General features: G+C 66.9%; 22 protein-coding genes. 10 read left to right on the forward strand and 12 right to left on the reverse strand.

Annotation, left to right across the window (positions count from 1 at the left end; translation table 11 throughout):
- The first annotated feature begins 141 nt into the window (after positions 1 to 141).
- Both AB4Z42_RS26985 and AB4Z42_RS26990 read left to right on the forward strand, forming a co-directional pair.
- The gene (locus AB4Z42_RS26985; protein ID WP_442012314.1) at positions 142 to 1,365 is read left to right on the forward strand and encodes an alpha/beta hydrolase fold domain-containing protein; all 1,224 of its coding nucleotides are present in this window, start codon (positions 142 to 144) and stop codon (positions 1,363 to 1,365) included.
- A gap of 24 nt (positions 1,366 to 1,389) precedes the next feature.
- Positions 1,390 to 2,805 (forward strand): WS/DGAT/MGAT family O-acyltransferase, encoded by a 1,416-nt coding sequence (locus AB4Z42_RS26990; protein ID WP_442012315.1) that lies wholly within the window; start codon positions 1,390 to 1,392, stop codon positions 2,803 to 2,805.
- On the opposite strand, the gene AB4Z42_RS26995 is transcribed toward AB4Z42_RS26990, so the two are convergent.
- Both AB4Z42_RS26995 and AB4Z42_RS27000 read right to left on the reverse strand, forming a co-directional pair.
- Positions 2,795 to 4,087, reverse strand: a complete 1,293-nt coding sequence (locus AB4Z42_RS26995) for an alpha/beta hydrolase (protein WP_442012316.1) — start codon at positions 4,085 to 4,087, stop codon at positions 2,795 to 2,797. The genes AB4Z42_RS26990 and AB4Z42_RS26995 overlap by 11 nt on opposite strands.
- Positions 4,088 to 4,128: 41 nt before the next feature.
- Positions 4,129 to 4,938, reverse strand: a complete 810-nt coding sequence (locus AB4Z42_RS27000) for a lysophospholipid acyltransferase family protein (protein WP_442012317.1) — start codon at positions 4,936 to 4,938, stop codon at positions 4,129 to 4,131.
- Positions 4,939 to 5,055: 117 nt separating this feature from the next.
- Here AB4Z42_RS27000 and AB4Z42_RS27005 point away from each other — a divergent pair, with 117 nt between their 5' ends.
- The 4 genes from AB4Z42_RS27005 to AB4Z42_RS27020 are packed head-to-tail and all read left to right on the forward strand — an operon-like array spanning position 5,056 to position 8,203.
- A complete protein-coding gene (locus tag AB4Z42_RS27005; RefSeq protein WP_442012318.1) occupies positions 5,056 to 6,216 on the forward strand; it encodes a serine/threonine-protein kinase in 1,161 nt (386 codons plus the stop codon).
- Between the two features lie 33 nt (positions 6,217 to 6,249).
- On the forward strand, positions 6,250 to 7,032 hold the full coding sequence (locus AB4Z42_RS27010; protein ID WP_442012374.1) for a crotonase/enoyl-CoA hydratase family protein: 783 nt from the start codon (positions 6,250 to 6,252) through the stop codon (positions 7,030 to 7,032).
- Between the two features lie 37 nt (positions 7,033 to 7,069).
- Positions 7,070 to 7,324, forward strand: coding sequence for a hypothetical protein (locus AB4Z42_RS27015; protein WP_442012319.1), 255 nt, complete (start codon positions 7,070 to 7,072; stop codon positions 7,322 to 7,324).
- 54 nt (positions 7,325 to 7,378) lie between these two features.
- Positions 7,379 to 8,203: an arylamine N-acetyltransferase family protein gene (locus AB4Z42_RS27020; protein WP_442012320.1), complete on the forward strand. Its 825-nt coding sequence runs from the start codon at positions 7,379 to 7,381 to the stop codon at positions 8,201 to 8,203.
- Here the strand turns inward: AB4Z42_RS27020 and AB4Z42_RS27025 are convergent.
- Positions 8,181 to 9,200, reverse strand: a complete 1,020-nt coding sequence (locus tag AB4Z42_RS27025; protein WP_442012321.1) for an acyl-CoA dehydrogenase family protein — start codon at positions 9,198 to 9,200, stop codon at positions 8,181 to 8,183. The genes AB4Z42_RS27020 and AB4Z42_RS27025 overlap by 23 nt on opposite strands.
- Complete coding sequence (locus tag AB4Z42_RS27030; protein ID WP_442012322.1) at positions 9,197 to 10,351, reverse strand: acyl-CoA dehydrogenase family protein; 1,155 nt, start codon at positions 10,349 to 10,351, stop codon at positions 9,197 to 9,199. Before AB4Z42_RS27030 ends, AB4Z42_RS27025 begins: the two co-directional genes overlap by 4 nt.
- A 41-nt stretch (positions 10,352 to 10,392) precedes the next feature.
- On the opposite strand from AB4Z42_RS27030, the gene AB4Z42_RS27035 reads away from it, so the two are divergent.
- Positions 10,393 to 11,361, forward strand: a complete 969-nt coding sequence (locus AB4Z42_RS27035; RefSeq protein WP_442012323.1) for a helix-turn-helix domain-containing protein — start codon at positions 10,393 to 10,395, stop codon at positions 11,359 to 11,361.
- A gap of 5 nt (positions 11,362 to 11,366) precedes the next feature.
- Positions 11,367 to 11,912, forward strand: coding sequence for a dihydrofolate reductase family protein (locus tag AB4Z42_RS27040; protein WP_442012324.1), 546 nt, complete (start codon positions 11,367 to 11,369; stop codon positions 11,910 to 11,912).
- Here the strand turns inward: AB4Z42_RS27040 and AB4Z42_RS27045 are convergent.
- The 4 genes from AB4Z42_RS27045 to AB4Z42_RS27060 all read right to left on the reverse strand — a co-directional run bounded on the left by AB4Z42_RS27045 (position 11,848) and on the right by AB4Z42_RS27060 (position 15,110).
- The gene (locus AB4Z42_RS27045) at positions 11,848 to 12,435 is read right to left on the reverse strand and encodes a TetR/AcrR family transcriptional regulator (protein WP_442012375.1); all 588 of its coding nucleotides are present in this window, start codon (positions 12,433 to 12,435) and stop codon (positions 11,848 to 11,850) included. The two genes, AB4Z42_RS27040 and AB4Z42_RS27045, sit on opposite strands and share 65 nt — an antisense overlap.
- Positions 12,436 to 12,506: 71 nt before the next feature.
- On the reverse strand, positions 12,507 to 12,641 hold the full coding sequence (locus tag AB4Z42_RS27050) for a hypothetical protein (RefSeq protein WP_442012325.1): 135 nt from the start codon (positions 12,639 to 12,641) through the stop codon (positions 12,507 to 12,509).
- 184 nt (positions 12,642 to 12,825) lie between these two features.
- Positions 12,826 to 14,301, reverse strand: coding sequence for an aldehyde dehydrogenase (locus AB4Z42_RS27055; RefSeq protein WP_442012326.1), 1,476 nt, complete (start codon positions 14,299 to 14,301; stop codon positions 12,826 to 12,828).
- A 14-nt stretch (positions 14,302 to 14,315) separates the two neighbouring features.
- Positions 14,316 to 15,110, reverse strand: a complete 795-nt coding sequence (locus AB4Z42_RS27060; protein ID WP_442012327.1) for a class I SAM-dependent methyltransferase — start codon at positions 15,108 to 15,110, stop codon at positions 14,316 to 14,318.
- A 34-nt stretch (positions 15,111 to 15,144) separates the two neighbouring features.
- Between AB4Z42_RS27060 and AB4Z42_RS27065 the strand changes: the two genes are divergently transcribed.
- Positions 15,145 to 16,305, forward strand: a complete 1,161-nt coding sequence (locus tag AB4Z42_RS27065; RefSeq protein WP_442012328.1) for a glycosyltransferase family 4 protein — start codon at positions 15,145 to 15,147, stop codon at positions 16,303 to 16,305.
- Here AB4Z42_RS27065 and AB4Z42_RS27070 read toward each other — a convergent pair.
- Together AB4Z42_RS27070 and AB4Z42_RS27075 are read right to left on the reverse strand one after the other, a co-directional pair.
- Positions 16,289 to 17,908 carry a hypothetical protein gene (locus AB4Z42_RS27070; RefSeq protein ID WP_442012329.1) on the reverse strand — a complete coding sequence of 540 codons (1,620 nt, stop codon included), beginning with the start codon at positions 17,906 to 17,908 and terminating at the stop codon, positions 16,289 to 16,291. The genes AB4Z42_RS27065 and AB4Z42_RS27070 overlap by 17 nt on opposite strands.
- Before the next feature lie 74 nt (positions 17,909 to 17,982).
- Entirely contained in the window at positions 17,983 to 19,179 is a 1,197-nt protein-coding gene (locus tag AB4Z42_RS27075) for a DUF3068 domain-containing protein (RefSeq protein WP_442012330.1), read from the reverse strand.
- 93 nt (positions 19,180 to 19,272) lie between these two features.
- Here AB4Z42_RS27075 and AB4Z42_RS27080 point away from each other — a divergent pair, with 93 nt between their 5' ends.
- The gene (locus AB4Z42_RS27080) at positions 19,273 to 20,550 is read left to right on the forward strand and encodes an acyltransferase family protein (RefSeq protein ID WP_442012331.1); all 1,278 of its coding nucleotides are present in this window, start codon (positions 19,273 to 19,275) and stop codon (positions 20,548 to 20,550) included.
- Here AB4Z42_RS27080 and AB4Z42_RS27085 read toward each other — a convergent pair.
- Positions 20,516 to 21,985, reverse strand: coding sequence for an AMP-binding protein (locus AB4Z42_RS27085; protein ID WP_442012332.1), 1,470 nt, complete (start codon positions 21,983 to 21,985; stop codon positions 20,516 to 20,518). The two genes, AB4Z42_RS27080 and AB4Z42_RS27085, sit on opposite strands and share 35 nt — an antisense overlap.
- Positions 21,985 to 22,956, reverse strand: a complete 972-nt coding sequence (locus AB4Z42_RS27090; protein WP_442012333.1) for a phosphotriesterase family protein — start codon at positions 22,954 to 22,956, stop codon at positions 21,985 to 21,987. Before AB4Z42_RS27090 ends, AB4Z42_RS27085 begins: the two co-directional genes overlap by 1 nt.
- Positions 22,957 to 22,963 lie beyond the last annotated feature (7 nt).

The following is a 22,963-nucleotide window of genomic DNA, read 5'->3' on the forward strand; positions in this document are numbered from 1 at the left end:
TGATGCCAATCCCGTAACGCTATCCCGTTTGCCCAGCTCAGCGTCCAGTGATCCGGCTCACAAAGCACCCGGCCGATCCGGGCACTAGACATCTGACGAATGTTGTCGTTTGGAATCTGTGCTGCGGGGTACAGTCGCGCAATGCATCCGCGACCGGAAACCCGGTACCCCGGACCGACAATGTGGACACGTGCTCGATGGTTGCTGAAGGCGAGCCCGTCGGACTACATGCTGGCGATGAGCGTGGCGTCGGCGTCGCTGCCCGTCATCGGCAAACACCTTGAGCCGCTTGGTGCCCTCACCGCGGCGAGCGTCTGGGGCTATCGGCATCTTCCCGACTTTCTGGGCGCGACGGCGAAATCGTTGCTTAGCCCCGGGGACGCGGAGCAAAAGCGCGCAGACAGGGACTGCACGAATGAAGTGACCGCGTCGGCGCTGCGCGGCATTGTCAACGCCAGGGACCTGGACATCGAGTGGCCCGCGCCCGAGAAGGTGCCGCCGCTGTGGAAATTGCGCGAGCAGCGCCGCAACGTCCATCGCTCGTCGGTGCAGTACGGGCCGCGCCCGTCGCAGCTGCTCGATGTGTGGCGCCGCGACGATCTGCCCGCCGAACCCGCGCCAGTGATGATCTTCATCCCCGGCGGCGCCTGGGTGCACGGCAGCCGCATGCTTCAGGGCTACGCGCTCATGTCGCACCTGGCCGAACTCGGCTGGGTGTGCCTTTCCATCGACTACCGGGTGGCGCCGCACCACACGTGGCCCTCCCACATCACCGACGTCAAGACGGCGATCGCGTGGGCCCGCGCCAACGTCGACAAGTTCGGCGGCGACCGCAATTTCGTGACGATCTCCGGCACGTCCGCCGGTGGCCACCTGGCCGCCCTGGCCGGTCTGACCGCCAACGACCCGGAGCTTCAGGCCGAACTCCCGGAGGGCTCCGATACGTCGGTGGACGCCGTGGTGCCCATCTATGGGCGCTACGACTGGGAAGACCGTTCGACCGTGGAACGGGTCAGGTTCGTCGACTTCCTGGAACGCATCGTGGTCAAGCGCAAGCTGGACCGCCATCCGGACATCTTCCGTAAGGCATCTCCCATCGCCCGCGTGCACGCCGACGCGCCGCCGTTCCTGGTCGTCCACGGCACCGGTGACAGCGTCATCCCCGTCGCACAGGCGCGCAGCTTCGTCGAGCAATTGCGCGCGGCATCGCATTCGGTGGTGGGTTACGTCGAACTTCCGGGCGCAGGTCATGCGTTCGACATGATCGACGGTGCCCGCACCGGATCGGCATCGACCGCAATCGGGTTGTTCCTCAACCAGATTCATCGAAACCGGACGCTCATCGGGGCGAAGAAGGTTATATAGGATCTCCGGTTAGGAGGTCACTTTTTGAAGAGGCTCAGCGGGTGGGACGCGGTACTGCTGTACAGCGAGACGCCCACCGTGCACATGCACACCCTCAAGCTCGCGGTGATCGACGTCTCCGAGCTCAAGGGTCGAGAGTTCGGCATCGACCAGTTCCGTGAGGTCATCAAAGGCCGCCTCCACAAGCTCGAGCCGTTCTGCTATCAGCTCGTCGACGTCCCGTTCAAGTTCCACCATCCGATGTGGCGGGAGAACTGCGACGTCGACCTCGAGTACCACGTCCGCCCGTTCCGAGTCGACAGCCCCGGCGGCCGCCGCGAGCTCGACGACGCGGTCGGCCGGATCGCCAGTACACCGTTGGATCGCAGCAAGCCCTTGTGGGAGATGTACTTCATCGAAGGTCTGGCGAACGGTCGGATCGCGGTGCTCGGCAAGATCCACCACGCGCTCGCCGACGGCGTCGCGTCGGCGAACCTCCTTGCGCGCGGGATGGATCTGCAGCTGGGCCCGCAGGCCGATCGCGACTCGTACGCCTGCGACCCCCCGCCGACCAGGGGTGAATTGTTGCGCACGGCATTCGCCGACCACATGCGGCACATCGGCCGGTTCCCCGGCGTCGTGGCCTACACCGCGAAGGGGCTGAGACGGGTGCGTCAGAGTTCGCGCAAGCTCTCGCCCGAGCTGACCCGACCGTTCACGCCGCCGCCGTCGTTCATGAACCACCGCGTCGACGCGCAGCGCAAGTTCGCCACCACGACGCTCGCGCTCGCCGACGTGAAGGAGACCGGCAAGCATCTCGGCGTCACCATCAACGACATGGTGCTCGCGATATCTGCGGGTGCCCTGCGACAGCTGTCGATCAAGTACGACGGCAAGGCCGACCACCCGCTGTTGGCTTCCGTCCCAGTCAGTTTCGACTTCTCGAAGGACCGCATCTCCGGCAACCGGTTCAGCGGCGTGATGATGGTGGTGCCGATCGACCTGGACGACCCGCTGCAACGGGTGCAGGCCGTGCACGACGCAGCGGTGAATGCCAAGGAGACCCACAACCTCATGGGACCCGAACTCGTCAGCAGATGGTCGGCCTACTTTCCACCCGCCCCCGCCGAGCGGCTGTTCCACTGGCTGGCGGACAAGGACGGGCAGAACAAGGTGCTCAACATCCCCATCTCGAATGTGCCCGGCCCGCGTGAGCCCGGCCGCGTCGGCGGCGCACGGGTCACCGAGATCTACTCGGTCGGTCCGCTGACCACGGGCAGCGGGCTCAACATCACGGTGTGGAGTTACGTCGACCAGCTCAACATCTCGGTGCTCTCCGACGGGGCGACGCTGACCGATCCGCACGAGCTGACCGCCGCGATGGTCGACGCGTTCGTCGAGATCCGCCGTGCTGCAGGACTTTCCGAGCAGCTGACGGTCATCGAAGCCGCTATGACTTGATTGTCGGCTCCGCCGACGGTGGCGTGATTGCCGATTCGGCCGGTTGTGGCTTGACCTTGGCGTGCACCCAGGACAGGAACTCCTCGACCGCCTGCGCGGTGTAGTGCGCGCGCGGCGACCCGTAGTAGAAGTCGAACGCGTGTTGGGCGTGCGGGATCTCCGCGTAGGCGACGGTGGACGTCGACACCTCGCGCAACGCATCGGCGAACTCGCGGCCCTCGCCGACCGGAATGATCGAGTCGTCCTGGCCGTGCAGAATGAAGAACGGTGGGGCGTCTGGGCGTAACCGCTTGGTGGAGGACGCGTCGAGATACGTCTGCCTGTTCTCGGCGAACGGCTTCTTCACCACGAACTTCTGCAGGAACGCGATGAACTCCTTGCGGCCGGAGCCCGTCCCGGTGAACCAGTCGTAACGCCCGTAGATCGGCACCGCGGCGACCACCGACGTGTCGGCATCCTCGAATCCCGGTTGCCATTGCGGGTCGTTGGGTGTCAGCGCGGCCAGCGATGAGAGGTGGCCGCCCGCCGAACCGCCGGTGATCGCAACGAAATCCGGGTCTCCGCCGTAGTCGGCGATGTTCTCCTTGATCCACGCGAGGGCCCGCTTGACGTCCACGATGTGATCCGGCCACGTGTTCTTGGGGCTCACGCGGTAGTCGATCGACAAGCACACCCAGCCGCGCTCGGCCATATGGCTCAGCAGGGCATAGGACTGTGGCCGCCGCATCCCGATCGCCCATGCGCCACCGGGCACCTGCAGAAGCACGGGGGCCTTCCCGTCCCGCGGCAGGTCGGCGCGGCGCCAGATGTCGGCGCGGTTCACCTTGCGGTGCGGGCCGTACTGCACGGTGCCCGCCTTCTCGACGTAGCGCCGCCGGACCAGGTCGGTGGGCCACACGCCGATCTGAGCGCGACGCCGCTTCGCCGGCGATTGGTTCGCGATCTGCTCGTAGTCCTCACCAAGCGCTTCGCGCAGCGGCTCCTCGAAATGCGGTTGTGACGAGACGTTTCGGCGATGGATCAGGTACAGCAGTGCCCACGCAATTGCGGTCAGCACCAAAGCGATCCGCCCGCACGTGCCACGGAAGTCACCGCGGATACCTCGGCGCACGGCATCGAGCATCGAGACACCCATGTACACCGGTGACATCTCCGACGTCGGCCAGCCGAACGCGAACGCCGGAAGCGTGACGTAACCCTCGCGGCCGAGGGGCTGCACACCGTTGGCGGCGTTGACAAGTTCTGCGATCGCGCGCAGCAACGGATGGCGACGCTTACTCATAGAAGACCTTGATAGCCGCAGGGCCGCCATTCAAAACCAGATCAGCCCAGCACGGGAAGTCGGCGTTCGCCCGCCAGATCGTCGAGCGCGCGCTGCATCACGTGCCGCACGTGCGCGTCGATCTCGTCGACGTCGGGGTCCTCACCGAACTCGGCGACGAGGTCGATGGGCGGCAGCACCTTCATGACGATCTTGGACGGAAGCGGAATGTTGGGCGGAACCACCAGGGACAGCCCGAACGGGAAGCCGAAGGACACGGGCACGATCTTGGTGCGTGCCAGGCGAGCGATCGGCCCGAGCTTCTCGGCCAGCCAGGTCCCCCTGGTGAGGAAGATCTGGGTCTCCTGGCCGCCGATACCGACCGCAGGCACGATGGGCACCCCGGCGTTCAGGGCGGCCTTCACGTAGCCGGTGCGGCCGCCGAAGTCGATGACGTTCTCGGTGAACGTCGGCCGGTACACGTCGTAGTCGCCGCCGGGGAACACCACGACAAGACCGCCGGAGCGCAGCGCCTCATCGGCGTTCTCGTGATTGGCGCTGATGTAGCCGATCTTCTTGAAGAACTCGCCCGTCGGCCCGACCGACAACATGTCGTGGCTCAACGTGTAGAGCGGACGGTCGTAGCCGTGGTGGTCGTAGAAGTCGGCCGCGAGGATCGGGACGTCCATCGGCAGCATTCCGCCCGAGTGATTACAGACCAGCAGTGCGCCGCCCGCGGGGACGTTCTCGAGCCCGCGCACCTCGGACCGGAAATAGCGCTTGAGGAAGGGCCGACAGATTCCCATGACGCGCTCGGTCAGACCCGGATCCCACTTGGTCAGCTCCGACGGTTCGATATCGGTCGAGGTCACGCTGCCCCCTGGGGTCAGGAATTAGAACGTGTTCTAGTTTACCGCACTGGACGGCCAAGGCCTAATGATCAGCCCCGACGGGTTTGACGGTGGGCCTATCGGGCTACGTTATCGGCCATGAACGGCCGCGAACCACTTGCGGGCCGATACGAGCTGAGGGGCCTGCTGGGCGCCGGCGGAATGGCCGAGGTCCACGATGGCTGGGATATGCGGCTGAACAGGGCGGTGGCCATCAAGCTGCTCTATCCGACCGCAAGTGCCGACGCCGACGCGCGCCGCCGATTCGAGGCCGAGGCGCGGGCCGCAGCCTCGCTGAATCATCCCAACATCGTGGCGGTGCACGACTACGGCGAGCACAAGGGCGCACCGTTCATCGTGATGGAGCGGCTACCGGGACGGACGCTCGGTGACGAGATCGCAATGGGTCCCATGCCCCAGCACCGAGTCCGGGCGATGCTCGACGACGTACTGGGCGGGCTAGGCATCGCGCATGCAGCAGGAGTCCTGCACCGCGACATCAAGCCGGGCAACGTCCTGTTCGCCCAGAACGGCAGCGCCATGAAGGTGGCGGACTTCGGGATCGCCAAGACCGTCGCAACGGCACAGACGTCGACCGGACAGATCCTCGGGACGATGGAGTACATGAGTCCCCGCCGGATGGCGGGCGCGCCCGCGTCGGTTGAGGACGACCTGTACGCCGTCGGGGTGATGGCGCACGAAGCGCTCAGCGGGCGACGCCCGTTTCCTCAGGAGGACCCCGTGTCGCTGATGCGGGCCATAGTGGACGATCCGCCTCCGCCGATCGAGGCGGTGCGGCCCGACGTCGACCCCACCCTGGCCGCGGTCATCAATCGCGCGATGTCCCGGGACGGACTAACGAACTTCCGCAATGCCCTCGAGATGCGCAGCGCCCTCGGGGGAGTCGCGGCACCTTCACGGCCGGCTACCAAGGTGCTCGCGCCGCCCATGGCTCCGTCGACTCATTACCTCGTACCACCGCGACGGACTCGAAGACCGATGACCCGGCGACTAAAGCTGGTTCTCGCCGCGGCCGCGTTCATCGGACTCCTCGTCGCCACGTTGGCATTGGCGCTCGACCCTTCGTCGACCACCCAGCCACCGCAGCCGGTCAGCAGCACCGCTGTGCCACCTCCGCCCCCGCTCAGTTCGGCGCCGCCGCCGTCGCCGGCCCCGGTTCCGGTGGCCGACGAGCCGCAGCGGCCCCCTAAAAAGAAACCCGAAGGCAACGGTCACGGCAACGGGAACAAGAAGCCCTGATCGCCAAACCGCAGGGCCGGAGCGGCCGTTACGATCAGCCGCGTGACTGACAACAGTGAACAAGCCGTCCTGGTCGAGCAGCGTGACCGGATTCTGATCATCACCATCAACCGTCCCGAAGCCAAGAACGCGGTCAACGCCGAGGTGAGTCGCGGATTGGCCGACGCGGTCGACCGTCTCGACGGCGACGCCGGGCTGTCTGTCGGGATCGTGACCGGCGCAGGTGGATCGTTCTGCGCGGGGATGGACCTCAAGGCGTTCGCGCGCGGCGAGAACGTCGTCGTGGAGGGCCGCGGCATGGGATTCACCGAGCGGCCGCCGGTCAAACCGCTCATCGCGGCGGTCGAGGGCTTCTGCCTCGCCGGCGGCATGGAGCTGGCGCTTGCCTGCGATCTGATCGTCGCGTCGAAGGAAAGCGCGTTCGGTATCCCCGAGGTCAAGCGCGGCCTGGTGGCCGGCGGCGGCGGACTGTTGCGGCTTCCGCAGCGCATCCCTCCCGCGATCGCGATGGAGCTGGCGCTGACCGGAGAGCGGTTGTCCGCCGAGCGGGCCAAGGAACTGGGTTTGGTCAACGCGGTCGCGGAGCCTGGGAAGGTGCTGGACGCCGCGATCGCGCTCGCCGAGACGATCACCGCGAACGGCCCGCTTGCGGTCACCGCAACCAAGCGCATCATCGTCGAGGCGCGCGACTGGAACTCCGAGGAGATGTGGGCCAAGCAGACCAAGATCCTGGCACCGGTCTTCATGTCCAACGACGCCAAGGAAGGTGCGATCGCTTTCGCCGAGAAGCGCGCGCCGAAGTGGACCGGCACCTGACGGTTTTCGGCTGGGCCGCGGTGGGCAACCGGTGGTAATGGAACTGCCACTACCGGACTACGACCAGATGCCGCTCAACGAAATCCGACACCGCATCCGGATGCTCGAAGAGGGTCCGTTGCGCAGGCTTTTCGAGCACGAAGCCGAACCCTCTCCCGGTGATCCTGCTAGTACGCCCGGTGCCGCGAAGACACCCTCCGGATCCCCGGTGCAGGAGTCGACAGCGGCCGAGCCAGGAACTCCGTTGCGGCACGGTGTTGCGGCGCAGACGCCGTCACGCGGGCGTCCCTAGGAATCCGTGCGCAAAGTTGACCTCAACTGCCGTTGAGGCCGCAGGATATTGCACATGACAGACCTCGCCGCCTACTTCGACCGCGTCGGATACACCGGGCAGGCGGCAGCCGACCTCGAGACGCTGCACGCGATCGTCGCGGCGCACAACGGCGCCATTCCGTTCGAGAACCTGGATCCTGTGATGGGCATCCCGGTCGCTGACCTCGGGGTGCTCGCGCTCACCGACAAACTCGTGCATCGCCGTCGCGGAGGCTACTGCTACGAACAAAACGGTGTCATGGGATATGTGTTGGCGGAGTTGGGTTTCGGGGTCGAGCGCCTCGGGGGGCGCGTGGTGTGGATGAACACTTCAGGTGACCTGCCCGCGCAGACGCACGAGGCCTTGTCGGTGACGGTGCCGGGTGCCGACGAACGATGGCTGGTCGACGTCGGATTCGGGGGCCAGACCCTGTCGTCGCCCATCCGCCTGGAAGTCGGCACGATACAACCCACCCGGCACGAGCCCTACCGAGTCCTCCACCACAGCGACGGATACGTTCTGCAGGCACAGATCCGAGACGAGTGGCAGGCGCTTTACACCTTCTCGTCGCGTCCGATTCCGCAGATCGACCGTGAAGTCGGAAGTTGGTATGTGTCAACGCATCCGAGGTCGGGCTTCGTCACCGGACTATCGGTGGCGCTTGTCACCGGCGACGCCCGCTGGAATCTGCGCGGCCGCAATCTTGCGATCCACAGCTCGGGCGACACCGAACGGATCCGGTTCGCGACGGCCGCTGGCGTCTTGACCGCCCTGACCGAACGGTTCGGCATCGACCTCGGCGACTTCGGTGATCGCGGCGACGTCGAGGCGCGCGTCAACGAGGTGCTGGACAGCTGACGACGATCTGCCACGGATCGTCGGCGGCGAGTGCGATCCGGCCCAGCCGTCGCGCGTAGTGCGTGGTGGTCCCGAAGTCGTCGATCCAACTTCGCGCCCGCATGGTGAACAGCCACAGCCGGTGCTCGACCGTCACACCGATCGCGCCGTGCAACTGGTGCGCAATCGTGGTCACCGATTCGACGGCGCGACCGGTCGCGACCTTTGCCACCGTCACCGCGTAATCGGTTGCGGCGCTGTCGAACCCGAAGTCGGTTGCCGCGGTGATCGCGAGCTCGGTGGCGGCGCGGGCACGTTCGATCTCGCCGGCCATCTGCGCAAGCGAGTGCTGAACCGCCTGGAACTTGGACAGCGGGCGCCCGAACTGAACGCGCTCGCTGGTGTGCGCCACCGTGAGGTCACGCGCGGCGTCCAGTGCGCCGATGGTCTGCACGCAGCGGGCCCACGCGCCGCGCCGGGTGAATTCGTCGGCCACGCCAACGTCGAGCACCCCCGTCGTGTCCGCCTCGACCTCGAATGCGAACGTGCCGCGAGGCTCGGCCGCGAGGTTGTGCGCCACCGCTGCCTGCGGGTCGGCGATCAGCCCGACATGAAGGGCGTCGGCGGTTCTGGCGGCAAGCACCACCATCGCAGAGTCCGGCCACGGCACATCGTGCGCGGTTCCCGTGAGGACGCCGTCGCGTAGTTCGGCATCAGCGAGCACGACGGTCAGCGGACCGCCATCGGGGACCGTCACACCCGCCTTCTCGCCGAGCCACATTGCCAGCAGGTCGGTTTCGGCGATGGGCACCGCGGCCGCATGCCGGGCCAGACCGGTCAACACGGTGGCCGCCTCCGCGGGCCCGGCGTCCTCGGTGGAGGTCAGCCGGCTGAGTCCGGTCTCCTCGAGGTTTCGCCACAACTGTTCATCGAAGGTGTCCGGGTAACCGGGCCGGTCGAGTCTGGCCTCCAGCGAGCGCTGTCCCAGGTCGGCGACGAGTTGCTCCAGTTCGTTCATCGCACACCCAACCCTCGCGCCACGACGCCCCGCAACACCTCGTTGGTACCGCCCCGCAGAGTGAACAGCGGTGAGTGCAACCGTGCAGTGGCCAACAGGTCGGTAAGCCGTGCGGCTTCAGGTGTTCGACGGTCCACGCGGTCCAGCAGATCGGCGGCCAGCTCGACGGAATCCTGTTCGAAGCGGGTGCCGAGATCCTTCACCAACGCCGCCCGGGTCGCCGCGTCCTCACCTGCGGCAAGCGCACGGGCCACCGAGATCGACAGCTGCCGCAGCGAAATCATCCGGGCGACAAGCTCACCCACCGCCGCGGCGGTTCCGTCGTCGACGTCGCCCGGCAACGCCTTGATGGCGCCGACGATCAGCGTGACCGTGGACAGGATGCGCTCGGGTCCGCTGCGTTCGAAGCCCAGCTCGGAGGTGACCTGTCGCCAGCCGTCGCCGATGGCGCCCAGCACGTCGGTATCAGCGACGAACACCTCGTCGAACGTCACCTCGTTGAAGTGGTGTTCGCCGCCCATCTGCACGATCGGGTCGATGGTGATGCCGGGTGAGTCCAGCTCGACGAAGAACTGGCTGAATCCGGCGTGCCGATGCTCGGGGTCCAGCGGGCTGGTGCGGGCCAGCACGACGATCCGGTGCGCGAGGTGGGCGCCACTGGTCCACACTTTGGTGCCGGACAGGGTCCACCCGCCGTCGGTCTGGGTCGCCCGCGTCTTGACCGCGGCCAGGTCGGAGCCCGCGTCGTGCTCACTCATCCCGATCGCCGCATGCAGCTTGCCTGCGGCGATGACGGGAAGGAATTCCCGGCGCTGCTCGTCGCTGCCATACGACAGCAACGACGGAGCGAACTGCCGATCGGAGAACCAGTGCGCGGCGACCGGCGCACCGTGTGCCAGCAGTTCCTCGGTCACCACGTACCGGTGCAGATGACCGAGCCCGCGCCCGCCGTACTCGGCGGGGATGGTCAGGCCGACGAACCCGGCGTCGCCCAGCCGGGCCGAGAAGTCGGCGTCCCAGCTGGCCAGCCAGGAGTCGATCGCCGGTTCCCAGCCGAACTCCTCGCGGTCGGCGGCGAGAAACTCCCGGATCGCCGCCCGCAGTTCGGCCAGCTCCGAGTCATTGGCGCAGAGCGCATCGAATTGAGTCACTGGACACGACACTAGCGCCGCCCACCGCAGCAGGAATTGTCATGTCCTTGTCGAGGGCGGGGAGACCATACTCGATCACCGTGAGTGAGGGATCTCATCGCGACCGACTACGTGAACTGCTCGATGCGGTCGTCGACGCCGACAACACCGGCGTCGGCGAGATGGCACGCAGCAGTTTTGCGTCTGAGTTTCACTTCTCGCGGGAGGTGCGACGGCTGACGGGGGAGTCGCCTGCCGCGCTGCGGCGCCGCATCATGCTCGAGCGCGCGGCCTGGCGACTCAAGGAGGGCGAGGCGGTGTCGGCGGTGGCCGCCGACGAGGGCTGGTCGTCGGCCGAGGTGTTCTCCCGCGCGTTCAGCCGCAGCTTCGGCGTGCCGCCGTCGCGTGCCGCCGACACCGCTTTCCGGCTGCCCGCGCCGAACGGTCTGCACTTCCATCCCCCGCATTCGCTCTGGCTCGACAGCGACGGCCATGCCGGTGAATCGCCCGACGTCTCCGCGCTGTTGGTGGCCCACGACGTGGCCGACACCACCGACCTGATCATGCAGGCGTGTGCCTTGTCCAAAGAGCAATGGGCAGAAGGTATCTCGCCCGGACAGCAGGTTCTCGAGTGGGACGGACCAGAACCCAGTGTCGGTGCGGTCCTCGGTGCCATCGTGTGGTCCAAGGAGGTGTGGCTGGCGACGATCGAGGGGCGCGACTTTCCGCAGCGCGCCGCGACGCAGCCCGAGTCCTGCACCGCGGAGCAGCTGGCCGAGCATCACATAGATATCGCAAAGCGCTGGAGCGCAATGATTTCGGACTACTCGGCCGCCGGCCGGATGGGGGATACCGTCATCGACGCCCTGTGCGATCCGCCGGAGTCATTTCAGCTCTACGGCATCGTCGCGCATGTCCTGACCTACTCCGCGCATCGCCGCGGACTTGCCCGGAAGATGCTGGCCCACCACGGGATCCGCACCGGGCACGGCGACCCGCTCGAATGGATGATCAAGGCACGCGAAAGGTAGAACGTATGTCCACTGTCTATTACACCGCTTCCAGTCTGGACGGCTATATCGTCGACGACGCCGACAGTCTGGATTGGCTGACGTCACGCGACATCGATTCCAACGGTGCGTTCGGATACGACGAATTCATCAAATCCGTTGGGGCACTGGTGATGGGGTCGTCGACCTACGAGTGGTTGGTGCGCAACCAGCCCGGGGCGTGGATGTATGAGCAACCGTCGTGGGTACTGACGCACCGCCCGCACATCATCGCCGGGGAACATCCGGTGCGGACCTTCGATGGCGATGTGCGCCAGCTGCATCCGCAGTTGATCGCCGCCGCGGCAGGCAAGGATGTGTGGGTGGTCGGTGGCGGCGAGGTGGCAGCACAGTTCGCGTCGGCAGGTCTGATCGACGAGATGATCGTCAGCTACGCGCCATGTTCATTGGGCGGGGGATCTCCGGTGCTGCCGATCCGGTCGGAATGGGCGTTGGTGGAGTCGGCGGTCAATCGCGATTTCGTGTGTGCGCGGTGGGAACGCCGTAGCGATGCACGAATTCCCTTGACTTGATCAGGAACTCGAGCTGGTCGGCGACATCGCGCAACGGATCGACACTGCGCGTCGACCGGCACAGCACGACGGCACCCTCGAGAGAGGCGATGCACATGGTGGCCAACGAGGCGGCATCGGCGTCGCCGAATCCGTCGGAGGCGAAGGCGCGGGTGAGCGCGTCGCGCCAGTGACCGAAGATGCGGCCCGCGACGGTGGTCAGCTGCACTTCTTCGTCGGCCGAGCCGATGGCGGCGGCGACCACCGGGCAGCCCGCGGTGAAATTGCTCTCGACGAGCAGTTCCTCCCAGAAGACGACGAATTTCCTGACCAGATACATGCCACCGTTGACGGCGGCTTCGTCGATGACTTCGGTGATGGCCTCACCGGCATACTGCAGTCCCTCGGCGAGGATCTGATTCCGGCCTTCGGGGAAATGGTGATAGACCGATCCGCGGGGTGCGCCACTGCGGGCCAGCACCTCGTCGATCGTGACACCCGCCGCACCACGTTCGCGCAGCACCTCGGCGGCGCTGATCAACATGCTGGTGCGGGTGGACCCCCGCTTGGCGGGTTTGGTCGCGGTGGAAGACAGAACAACCTCCAACGTTGCGATCAGGCCGCGCGCGTCTGCTCGAGCTGGGGTTGACGCCAGCCGAAGCTGCGCGGGCTGAATTTGAAGGACGGTCGCCGGGTGTGCACCTCGTGGACGAATCGACGGCCAGCGATGTTGATCTCAACGATCCACATGGCGTACCTCCCTACCTATGATGAGCATCATAAAAGAGATAACACCCTGGCGCGACAAATGTATTCCGCGTCACAGCCACATCATCGTAAACAGCAGGTGAACCGCTGCTCCGACATGATTCCGGCTGCTGCCCGCAGGTGCAGGCAGCAGCCGGAATTATGGTCTAGAGCATATTTCCTGTGATCAGTCCTCGGGTGTGTAGCCGAACGGCAGCAGCACGCTCTTTGGCTCCACGTACGCCTCGATGCCCTCGGGGCCGTTCTCGCGTCCGACGCCGGAGTTCTTGTATCCGCCGAACGGAGCACACGGATCGAACGCGTACATGTTGACCGCGTACGTGCCGGTGCGGATCTTGCCCGCGATCTCGATCGCCTTCTTGTTGTCGGTCGTCCACACGCTGCCCGCCAGGCCGTAGACCGAATCGTTGGCGATCCGGATGGCGTCCTCTTCGGTGTCGTACGGAATCACCGCCAGCACGGGCCCGAAGATCTCCTCCTGCGCGATGGTCATCGAGTTGTCGACGTCGGCGAACACCGTCGGCTGCACGAACCAACCGCCGTCCAGACCCTCGGGGCGACCTCCGCCGGTGACGATCCTGGCGCCCTCATCGACACCCTTCTTGATGTAGCCCTCGACGCGCTCACGCTGCTTCTCGGAGATCAGCGGGCCGATCGCGGCGTTGGGGTCGTCGGGCAGGCCGACGGGCATGGCGGAGATGAAGTTCGCGATCTTCTCGACGATCTCGTCGTATCGCGAGCGCGGCGCCAGGATGCGCGTCTGGGCCACGCACGCCTGACCGCTGTTCATCACACCCGAGAAGCCGAGCATCGGAAGGGTGGAGTCCAGGTCCGCGTCCTCCAGGATGATCGCGGCGGACTTGCCGCCGAGCTCGAGTGTGCACGGCTTGAGCTTCTCGGCGGCGATCTTGGCGATCTCCTTGCCGACCGCGGAGCTGCCCGTGAACGTGAACTTGTCCAGTTCGGGGTTGGACGTCAGCGCTCGCCCGGTGTCGGGGCCGCCGGGCACGATCGACAGCACACCCTCGGGAAGACCCGCGTCGGCGAAGATCTCCGCCATCGCGAAGACCGACAACGGCGTTTCGGCGGCGGGCTTGAGCACCACGGTGCAGCCCGCGAGGAAGGCCGGGCCGAGCTTGTTGGCCGCCAAGAAGAACGGCACGTTCCACGCGGTGACGGCGCCGACCACACCGATGGGCTCGCGGATCACCAGCGTCTGGCCGTAGACACCGTCGCGGATGTCGCGCCAGTGGAACTTGTCGGCGGCGCCCGCGTAGTACTGGAACGCCGACATCGCGGCGCCGTACTGCATCATGTCGACGATCGTCTGCGGCTGCCCGGTCTCGGCGGCCAGCAGATACTTCAGTTCCTCGGCGCGGTCTTCCATGCCTTTGATCGCGGCGGCCAGGATCGCGGCACGCTCCTGCGGCTTCATATGCGGCCACGGGCCCTCGTCGAATGCCTTGCGGGCCGCCGCGCATGCGGCGTTGACGTCGGCTTCGGTGGCCAGCGGAACCTTGCCCACCAGCTCGCCGGTGGCGGGTGAGTGCACCTCGATGACCTCCGAAGAGGCGGGCTCGACCCACTTGCCACCGATGAAAAGCTTGTCCCACTCGGTCTTGAAACTGACGGTCTGTGTCATGACCGTCACACTACCTACGAACCCTGGAAAGTAGAACCTGTTGCAGTCGGTGGCCGCAGGACCAGCACGACATTGCTGACCATGAACTCCCGCAGCACCGGAATACGCACCATCCACCATGCCCATCGCGGGTGGTAGCGCGGGAATGCGGCGACCAGAGCACCGGTGGCGGACGCCCATTGCAGGCCGTCGGCCGCCGAGACCGCGAACAGTGACGAGCCGTAGTTGTTCTTGGGCGGACGGCCGTGCTTTCGGGTGTAACGCTGCGCGGCCTGCTGTCCGCCGAGGTAATGCCACAACCCCGTCTCATGTCCGCCGAACGGACCCAGCCACACCGTGTACGACAGGACCACCAGCCCGCCCGGTTTGGTGACGCGCAGCATCTCGCGCCCCAGCTGCCATGGCGCAGCGACATGCTCGGCCACGTTGGAGGACAGGCAGACGTCGACGCTGTCGTCCTCGAAGGGCAAGGCCAGCCCCGAGGCACGTACGTAGGTGGCTGTGCCGTCGTTGTGGGCAGGTCCGTCGTGCATCTCGGCAGGGTCGGGCTCGACCCCGATGTAGGAGAAACCGGCGCCGGCAAAGGCGGCGGCGAAGTAGCCCGGCCCGCCGCCGACGTCGAGCAGGGTGCGGCCCGTCGGCGCGACACGGGATTGCGCCCACCACAGATCGGTGACGAGCTCGACGGTGTCGTCGGCGAGCGCGCCGTAGAACCGCGCCGGATCGGGTTGCTCGTACCGGAACTCCCGCAGTAGTCGCACCGACCGCGACAGCGTCGCCCGGCGGGCGAAGAGGTCGGTAACGGCCATCAGGGGACATTAACCAGCAGCTAGTGTGAACGGGATGTCCGACCGAGGTGTTCGCTCCGTGCTGCTGTTGTGCTGGCGCGATACCGGCCACCCGCAAGGCGGCGGCAGCGAGACGTATCTGCAGCGCATCGGCGCGCAACTCGCGGCGTCGGGTGTCGATGTGACCCTGCGGACCGCGCGCTACCCGGGTTCGGCGCGGCGCGAGATCGTCGACGGGGTGCGCGTGAGCCGAGGCGGCGGCTCCTACTCCATCTACGTCTGGGCGGGGCTGTCGATGGTTCTCGCCCGTATCGGTCTCGGCCCGCTGCGCAAGGTCCGTCCCGACGTGGTGATCGACTCCCAGAACGGGATTCCGTTCCTCGCGCGACTTGCCTACGGGCGCCGCGTCGCCGTGCTGGTACATCATTGTCATCGCGAGCAGTGGCCCGTCGCCGGTCCCGTGCTCGGCCGCTTCGGCTGGTTCGTGGAGTCGCGACTGTCGCCGTGGCTTCACCGCCGCAATCAGTACGTCACGGTGTCGCTGCCGTCGGCGCGGGATCTGTCCGCGCTCGGTGTGCATCCCGGCCGGATCGCGGTCGTGCGCAACGGTCTCGACGAGGCACCGCCTGCCAGCCTGACCGCGCCGCGGTCGGCGACGCCCAGGGTCGTCGTGTTGTCCCGTCTGGTACCGCACAAGCAGATCGAGGACGCACTCGAGGCGATCGCCGAACTGCGCCCGCGAATTCCGGACGTGCACCTGGATGTGCTCGGCGGTGGCTGGTGGGACGAGCGCCTGGTGGAACACGCCGAGTTGCTGGGGATCTCCGACGCGATGACGTTTCACGGACACGTCGACGAGGTCACCAAACACGATGTCCTGCAGCAGTGTTGGGTCCATGTGCTGCCGTCGCGCAAAGAGGGTTGGGCGCTGGCCGTGATCGAGGCGGGCCAGCACGGTGTGCCCACGATCGGCTACCGGTCGTCGGGCGGGCTGACCGATTCGATCGTCGACGGGGTCACCGGCCTGCTTGTCGACGATCGCGGCGGTCTCGTCGACGCGCTCGCGGATCTGTTGACCGATCCGGTGCTTCGCGACCAGCTCGGCGCCAAGGCCGTAGTGCGCAGCGGTGAGTTCTCGTGGCGGCAGAGCACCGACGCGATGCGCACCGTGTTGGACGCCGTCAACGCAGGCACACCGGTCAGCGGCGTCGTCTAGCTCTCGTCGCGGCTCGACCAATCAACGCCGCCAACCCGCCAAGCAGCAGCGCCAGCCAGACGAGATGCGCTGCCAACATGATGCCGCGTCCATGCGCATGGGGTAGGTCACCGCCCACGCGGTAGAGCGTGAGGTCATCGTCGTGGTAGGCGACCGGCAGCGCCAAAGTATCTGCGGCGCCGCCGGATTCGATGACCACCCAGCCCACCCCGGCGTCAGCCAGTTGGTCGCGATCGGCGCCGTCCAACAACATCTGCTGCACGGCGCGGGCGCGTTCACCCTCGCCGGGCACCGTCCTGCCGCCGATCGACAGGTCGCCGGTCGACAACACGTCGGCCCGCACCCAGCGCGGCAACGGGTCGAGCACCGGCGCATCGCCCGCCCACTCGAAGCGCCGCATGCTGTCGACGGGCAGGACGGCGACGGGGCGCGGGTCGGCGTTGATGATCGACGCGGCGGACACCCACCCCGACGGGTAGGTCACCGGCGCGACCTTGCCGCCCACCCCCCACGCAAGATCGGGCAGCGTGGCGATCAGTGCGGCACAGCAGATGAGGGCCGTTGCGGCTGCCGGAAGTCGTTGCCGCAGTGTCACGACCGCTGCCGCTCCCGCGAGCGCGTAACCGGGGACTGCCAACGCGACCCACTTCTGCGCGTCGCGCAGCACGCCGAGCCCAGGCAGTGTTCGCACCGTTGCCTCGACGGCTGCCAACCCGGGGCCGGTCGCCATCACCGCGGGCACCACGATCGCAAGGGCGGCAAGGCACAGCAATGGCACGGCGGCCGGGCGGCGAGCTGCTACCGGTAACCCCAACACGACCACACCGAGTAGTACGATCGCTGCGGCAATAGCGAAAAGCGTTGTGCGAGATGACGGTACGGCTTCGCTGTTCCAGATCCCGCCGAGGCTGGCGAGTGTCCCGAGCGTGCCGAGGCCGGGCTCGGCACGCGCCGCGAACGCCGCGACCCCCTCGGCCTGTGACGGCGCCAACGAACTCGCCACGACCGCGGCGGTCAGCCACGGCAGCGCTGCGGCCAGCGCGGTGCCGAGCGTCACCGCCGCACACCGCCACCGTGCCCAGCCCGCACCCGGTGCGAACACGCACGCCAGCGCGACGGTGGCGGCGAGCATCAGCCCGGTGGGCGTCAACCCTGCGAGGGCGATCCAGAACACCAGCGCGCCCACATCGGTCCACCCCGGTCGCGGCTCACGCAACCGCAGCATGGCGGTCGCCACCCACGGCAGACACCCGTAGCCCACGATCAAGCTCCAGTGCCCCTGCAGAAGGCGCTCTGCGACATACGGATTCCAGATCGCGAGCGTCGCGGCGACGCACTGGCCGGCCAGGCCCGTGTCCGGCAGTACCGCTGCCGCCAGGCGCGCCGCGCCCCAGCCCGCCAGCCACAGCCCGGCGGCCAACAGCAGCTTGACGGCCACCCCGCCGTCGATCAGCGTCGAGGCCAACGCCACGGCGAAATCCTGCGGCAGCGCGCGGGGCGCAGCCTCCGAAAGCCCCAGCGCGGCATCCGACAGATACGAGCGCGGAGTCGACACCGCATCGCGAAGCAGCAGATAACCCGGCGCGAACAGTGGCGCGGTCACGGCCAGGGACAGCACCAGCGCGTAGGCGGGCGCAACCAGTGATCGCGCCCGGGTGGGCGCTGAAAAGCGCGCGGTCAGACCGGTCTGTCCGGTGGCAGATCGGTCGGCTTTTGCGCAGGCAGCTTCTCGGTCTTGGCCTCCGCCCCCGGCACTTTCATCCCCTGGGTGTCGAAGAAGCTGTGGTCGGCCTCGTCGAGTCCCGGATCGATGAGTGCGGACTCGGCCCGCAGGCTGAAGGAGCCCAGCAGTGCACCACCGACGAGGGACACCAGGCCGATGGCGATGAACGAGATGGGCAGGATGCGACCCCACAACCCCACCCGGTCCCGCTCGTCTCTGGCGCTGGCGACCTGGGATTCGACCGTGTCTTCGTTGTAGGAGACCTTGAAGTCGACGAAGGTCACCTCGGGCTTGAGCGGCTCACGAGCGTAGTAGTGGTAGCCGTGTTCTTCTTTCTTGACGATGGTGCCCGACACCGGATCGACCCAGAACGTGCGTTGCGCGGCGTAATAGCGGGTCATCGTGATCGACTCGTCGGGTTCGCCGGGGATGCCCCACATCGACGCGGTCGCGGTGACCTCGCTGTCGGCGTCGTCGTCGAGCAGTGAGGAGTACTTGACCGGCTCGACGAGCTTGCCGTCCGCGTCGTAGCCGACGTTCTGGCTGAACCGGTACGCGGTCAGACCGTTGACGTCTTCCTCGCCGTCGTAGTTGGCGTCGAACTCCTTCTGCGCGATCGGGTCGAAGACCGGATATGTCCGCTTTTCGGTGTCGAACGGGAATCGGTAGGTCAATCCGGTGTGCGGCAGCGCGATATTGGTCGGCGGCTGGTCATCGTCGATGGCCCGCGGCTTCTGCACCGCACCGCCGGGGTTGCTTTCGCTGGACACCGCTTCTGCCGTCTGGCGGTTGACCGTGACCGTGTCGACCAGTGCGAGCAGCAGGCCCTCGTCCTTCTGCTTATCGGTGCGCCGGAGCGTACTGCCGACCTGAAGGGTCACCACGTCCGCATTCGACGGCGCCTCCACCGAGATCTGCTCCTGCAGATTCAGCGGCACATCGCGGTCCACGACGAACTTCTGCGCGTTCAGGGAGACGGGATCGAACGCCGTCCCGGTGCCGTCACTGATCAGCGTGGTGTCCAGGTTCAGCGGAACCTTGGCGATCTTGCTTTGGGTGTAGGTAGACAGCAACAGCGCGGCTATCAACAAGGCAGCGCCCAAGCCCATGATTCCGCAAGCCGCGATACGCAGCGCCACCGCGCGGTTCAAACCGTGCCTCCTTCACCTGCGGTGAGTCCCGCAAACCCGTACGACCCTAACAGCCCAAGTTAAGGTCGATGTTTAGTCCGGATGCATCTACCCATGGCCGCCTGTGTACCCGTATTCAGCGTCTTTCGTCGCACCCGGCACACTGATGTCGTGACGGAATCCACCACCGACACGGGTAACGCCGAGAGCTCCGTCGGCGGCACGCGTGGGTTCCTCCCCGCCGTCGAGGGGATGCGCGCCTGCGCGGCGGTCGGCGTGGTCGTCACCCACGTCGCCTTCCAGACCGGCCACACCGGCGGAGTCACGGGCCGGTTCTTCGGCAGGTTCGACCTCGCCGTTGCCGTGTTCTTCGCGCTGTCGGGGTTCCTGCTGTGGCGCGGCCACGCCGCCGCGGCACGCGGTATGCGGCCCATCCCGCCCACCGGCCACTACCTGCGGTCCCGGATCGTGCGCATCATGCCCGGCTACATCGTCGCCGTCGTGGTCATTTTGTCGCTGCTGCCCGAGGCGAAGGCCGATCTGACCGTCTGGCTGGCCAACCTGACACTGACCCAGATCTATGTGCCGCTGACCCTGACCGCCGGCCTGACCCAGATGTGGAGTCTCTCGGTCGAAGTCGCGTTCTATTTCGCGCTGCCGTTGCTGGCGCTGCTGGCACGACGGCTGCCGGTGCGCGCCCGCATACCGGTCATCGCGGCCACGGCCATGGCCAGCCTGGCCTGGGGCCTGATCCCGTTCTCGGCCCCGTTCGGCGTCAACCCGCTCAACTGGCCGCCCGCGTTCTTCTCCTGGTTCGCCGCCGGGATGCTGCTGGCCGAGCTCACGGTCATGCCCGTCGGATGGGCGCACCGACTGGCGCGGCGGCGGGTGCCGATGGCGCTGGTGGCCATCGCGGCGTTCGTGGTGGCGGCCTCACCGCTGGCAGGCCCGGAGGGACTGACCCCCGGAACCGTCAGCCAGTTCGTCGTGAAGATCGCAATGGGAGCCGTGCTGGCCGCGGCGCTGATCGCCCCGCTGGTCCTGGACCGGCCCGACACCCGGCACCGACTTCTTGGCAGCGCGACGATGGTGACGCTGGGTCGATGGTCCTACGGCTTGTTCGTCTGGCACCTTGCGGCGCTGGCGATGGTGTTCCCGGTGATCGGTGAGTTCGCCTTCAACGGGCACATGCCGATCGTGCTCCTGCTGACGGTGGTGTTCGGGTTCGCGATCGCGGCGGTCAGCTACGCGTTGGTCGAGTCGCCGTGCCGTAACGCCTTGCGGCGCTGGGAGAGACGAAACGATCCCTCGCCGCTGGACTGGGGGCACCACCCGCCCGAAGGGCAGGGGGACTCGGTCACCGACGAGCCTGAGCCTGCCGTCGCGAGATGATCTCGTCGCGGACGGCCGACCGGCGGGCCTTGCCTGCGTCGTCGCGCAGCGGGGTGTCGCTGAACTCCACCGTCCGAGGGACCTTGTAGCCGGCGATGCGGTCGGTCAGGAACGCGATCACCGACGCCTCGTCGAGCCCGTCGGCCTGCACGATGGCGTAGGGCACCTGGCCCAGATCCTCGTCGGGAACGCCGACGACCAAGCAGGACAGCACATCCGGATGCGCCGACAGCGCCGACTCGATCTCGGCGGGGTAGACGTTTCGGCCGCCGACGGTGAACATGTCGACGCGCCGGTCGTTGAGATAGAGGAAGCCGTCCTCGTCGAAATACCCGAGATCACCCAGCGAGTCCCAGCCGTCGCGCTGCTTCGCGGTGGCGCCGATGTAGCGGTAGGTCGGTTCGCTTCCCGGTGCTGGGCGCATGTAGATCTCGCCGCTGACACCCGGTGGGCATTCGTTTCCGTCGTCGTCGAGCACCTTCATCTCGCCTGCGACCACCACACCGACCGAACCCGGGTGGGCCAGCCACTGTTCGCCCGAGATGAACGTGAGGGCTTGAAGTTCGGTGCCCCCGTACAACTCCCAGATCGCTTCGGGACCGAGCAGATCGATCCACGCCTCCTTGACGGCGGGCGGGCACGCCGCGCCGACATGCCAAAGCCGCCGGATCGATGACAGGTCGTAAGCATTGGGATCGGCTCGGTATGCCGGCAGGAGCCGCTGCATGATGGTCGGCACCGCCACGAGGAACGAGACACGATGTTCGGTGATCAGCCGGAGGAATTCGGCGGAGTCGAACCTGGGCATCAGCACGAGGTGATGCCCCATCAACAAACCGATCGTCGCGACCGTCATGCCGGTGTTATGGCTCAGCGGGACGGCGACCAACTGGGTGTCGCCCTCCTGCGCTCCCATTCCATAGCCGGCGAGCGCACCGGGGTATCGGCTGTCACCGCCTGCCTCGATGAGCTTGGGCCTGCCGGTGCTGCCACCTGATCCCAGCGCCTTCCACGCCGGTGAAACGGCCTCGGGCAGCGGGGCCTCCGATAGTCCGGCGTCGGGAATGTAATCGCCTGGCACGCTGGGGATTACGCCGCTCGGATCGGCCCGGCCCACGAGTAGAGCCCTTGGCTTGAGCTCGAGCAGCCCCTTCAGTTCCTCGTCGGGCAGCCGCGCCGACAGCGGCTGGGGGACCGCGCCGAGCTTCCACGTCGCCAGCGCGGCCTGGATCCACTCGATGGAATTGGGCAGCACGATGGTGACGTAATCGCCGTGGCCGACCCCGAGGGCCGCGTACGCGCGGGCCAGGCGGTTGGTCGAGCTGTCGAGTTCGCCGCGGGTCAGTGTCCGTCCACCGCAGCTGACCGCAGGCTCGTCGGGTGCCAGCCCGGCCAGGCGGGAGAACTCCGTGCCGATCGCGGGAATGTCGGCCATCAGTAGGCGCCCTGCGCCTCGAAGATCCGGCGCGGATTGTCGACGAGCATCGTGGTGAGCTGTTCGTCGGTGACCCCTCGTTCCTTCAACGCCGGGATGACGTCGTTGTGGATATGCAGGTAATGCCAGTTCGGCATGACCACCGGCACCATGTCCTCGGGCAGCCAGTCCATCAGGCACGCCGCGTCGTGCGAGAGCACCATCTTGTCGGCGTGGCCGCGCTCGCACATCTGCGCGACGGTGTTGACCCGGTCCTCGAATCCGAGGAAGACATCGACGCCGAAGCGGTCCATGCCGATGTAGGACCCTGCGCCGATGAGCTCCTCGAGGTAGCCGAGGTCGGTGCTGTCGCCCGAGTGACCGATGACGACCCGACTCAGGTCCACACCCTCCTCGGCGAAGATCCGCTGCTGTTCGAGACCGCGACGGGTGGCCGCGTGGGTGTGCGTCGAGATCGGCACACCCGTGCGCCGGTGCGCCTGCGCCACCGCGCGCAACACCCGCTCGACGCCGGGCGTCACCCCGGGTTCGTCGGTGGCGCATTTGAGGATCGCGGCCTTGATGCTGGTGCCCGCAATGCCTTTCTCGATGTCGTTGACGAACATGTCGACCATCGGCTCGCCCAGCGGCGTGTCGGGTCCGCTGAAGTGGAAATACATCGGCACGTCGTTGTAGGTGTAGACGCCCGTGGCCACCACGATGTTGATGTCGGTCTGCTCGGCGATCTTCGCGATGCGCGGAATGTAGCGACCGAGACCGATGACGGTGAGATCCACGATGGTGTCAACGCCCCGCGCTTTGAGTTCATTGAGTCGGGTGACCGCATCGGCCTGGCGTTTGGCCTCGTCGCCCCACACTTCGGGATAGTTGGCATGGATTTCGGGGGACAACACGAAGACGTGTTCATGCATCAGCGTGACCCCCAGGTCGGTGGTCGCGATCTCTCCCCGGGCGGTATTCAGCTGCGGCACATAGCCG

The organism is Mycobacterium sp. 2YAF39, from assembly GCF_052114565.1.
Classification (GTDB): domain Bacteria; phylum Actinomycetota; class Actinomycetes; order Mycobacteriales; family Mycobacteriaceae; genus Mycobacterium.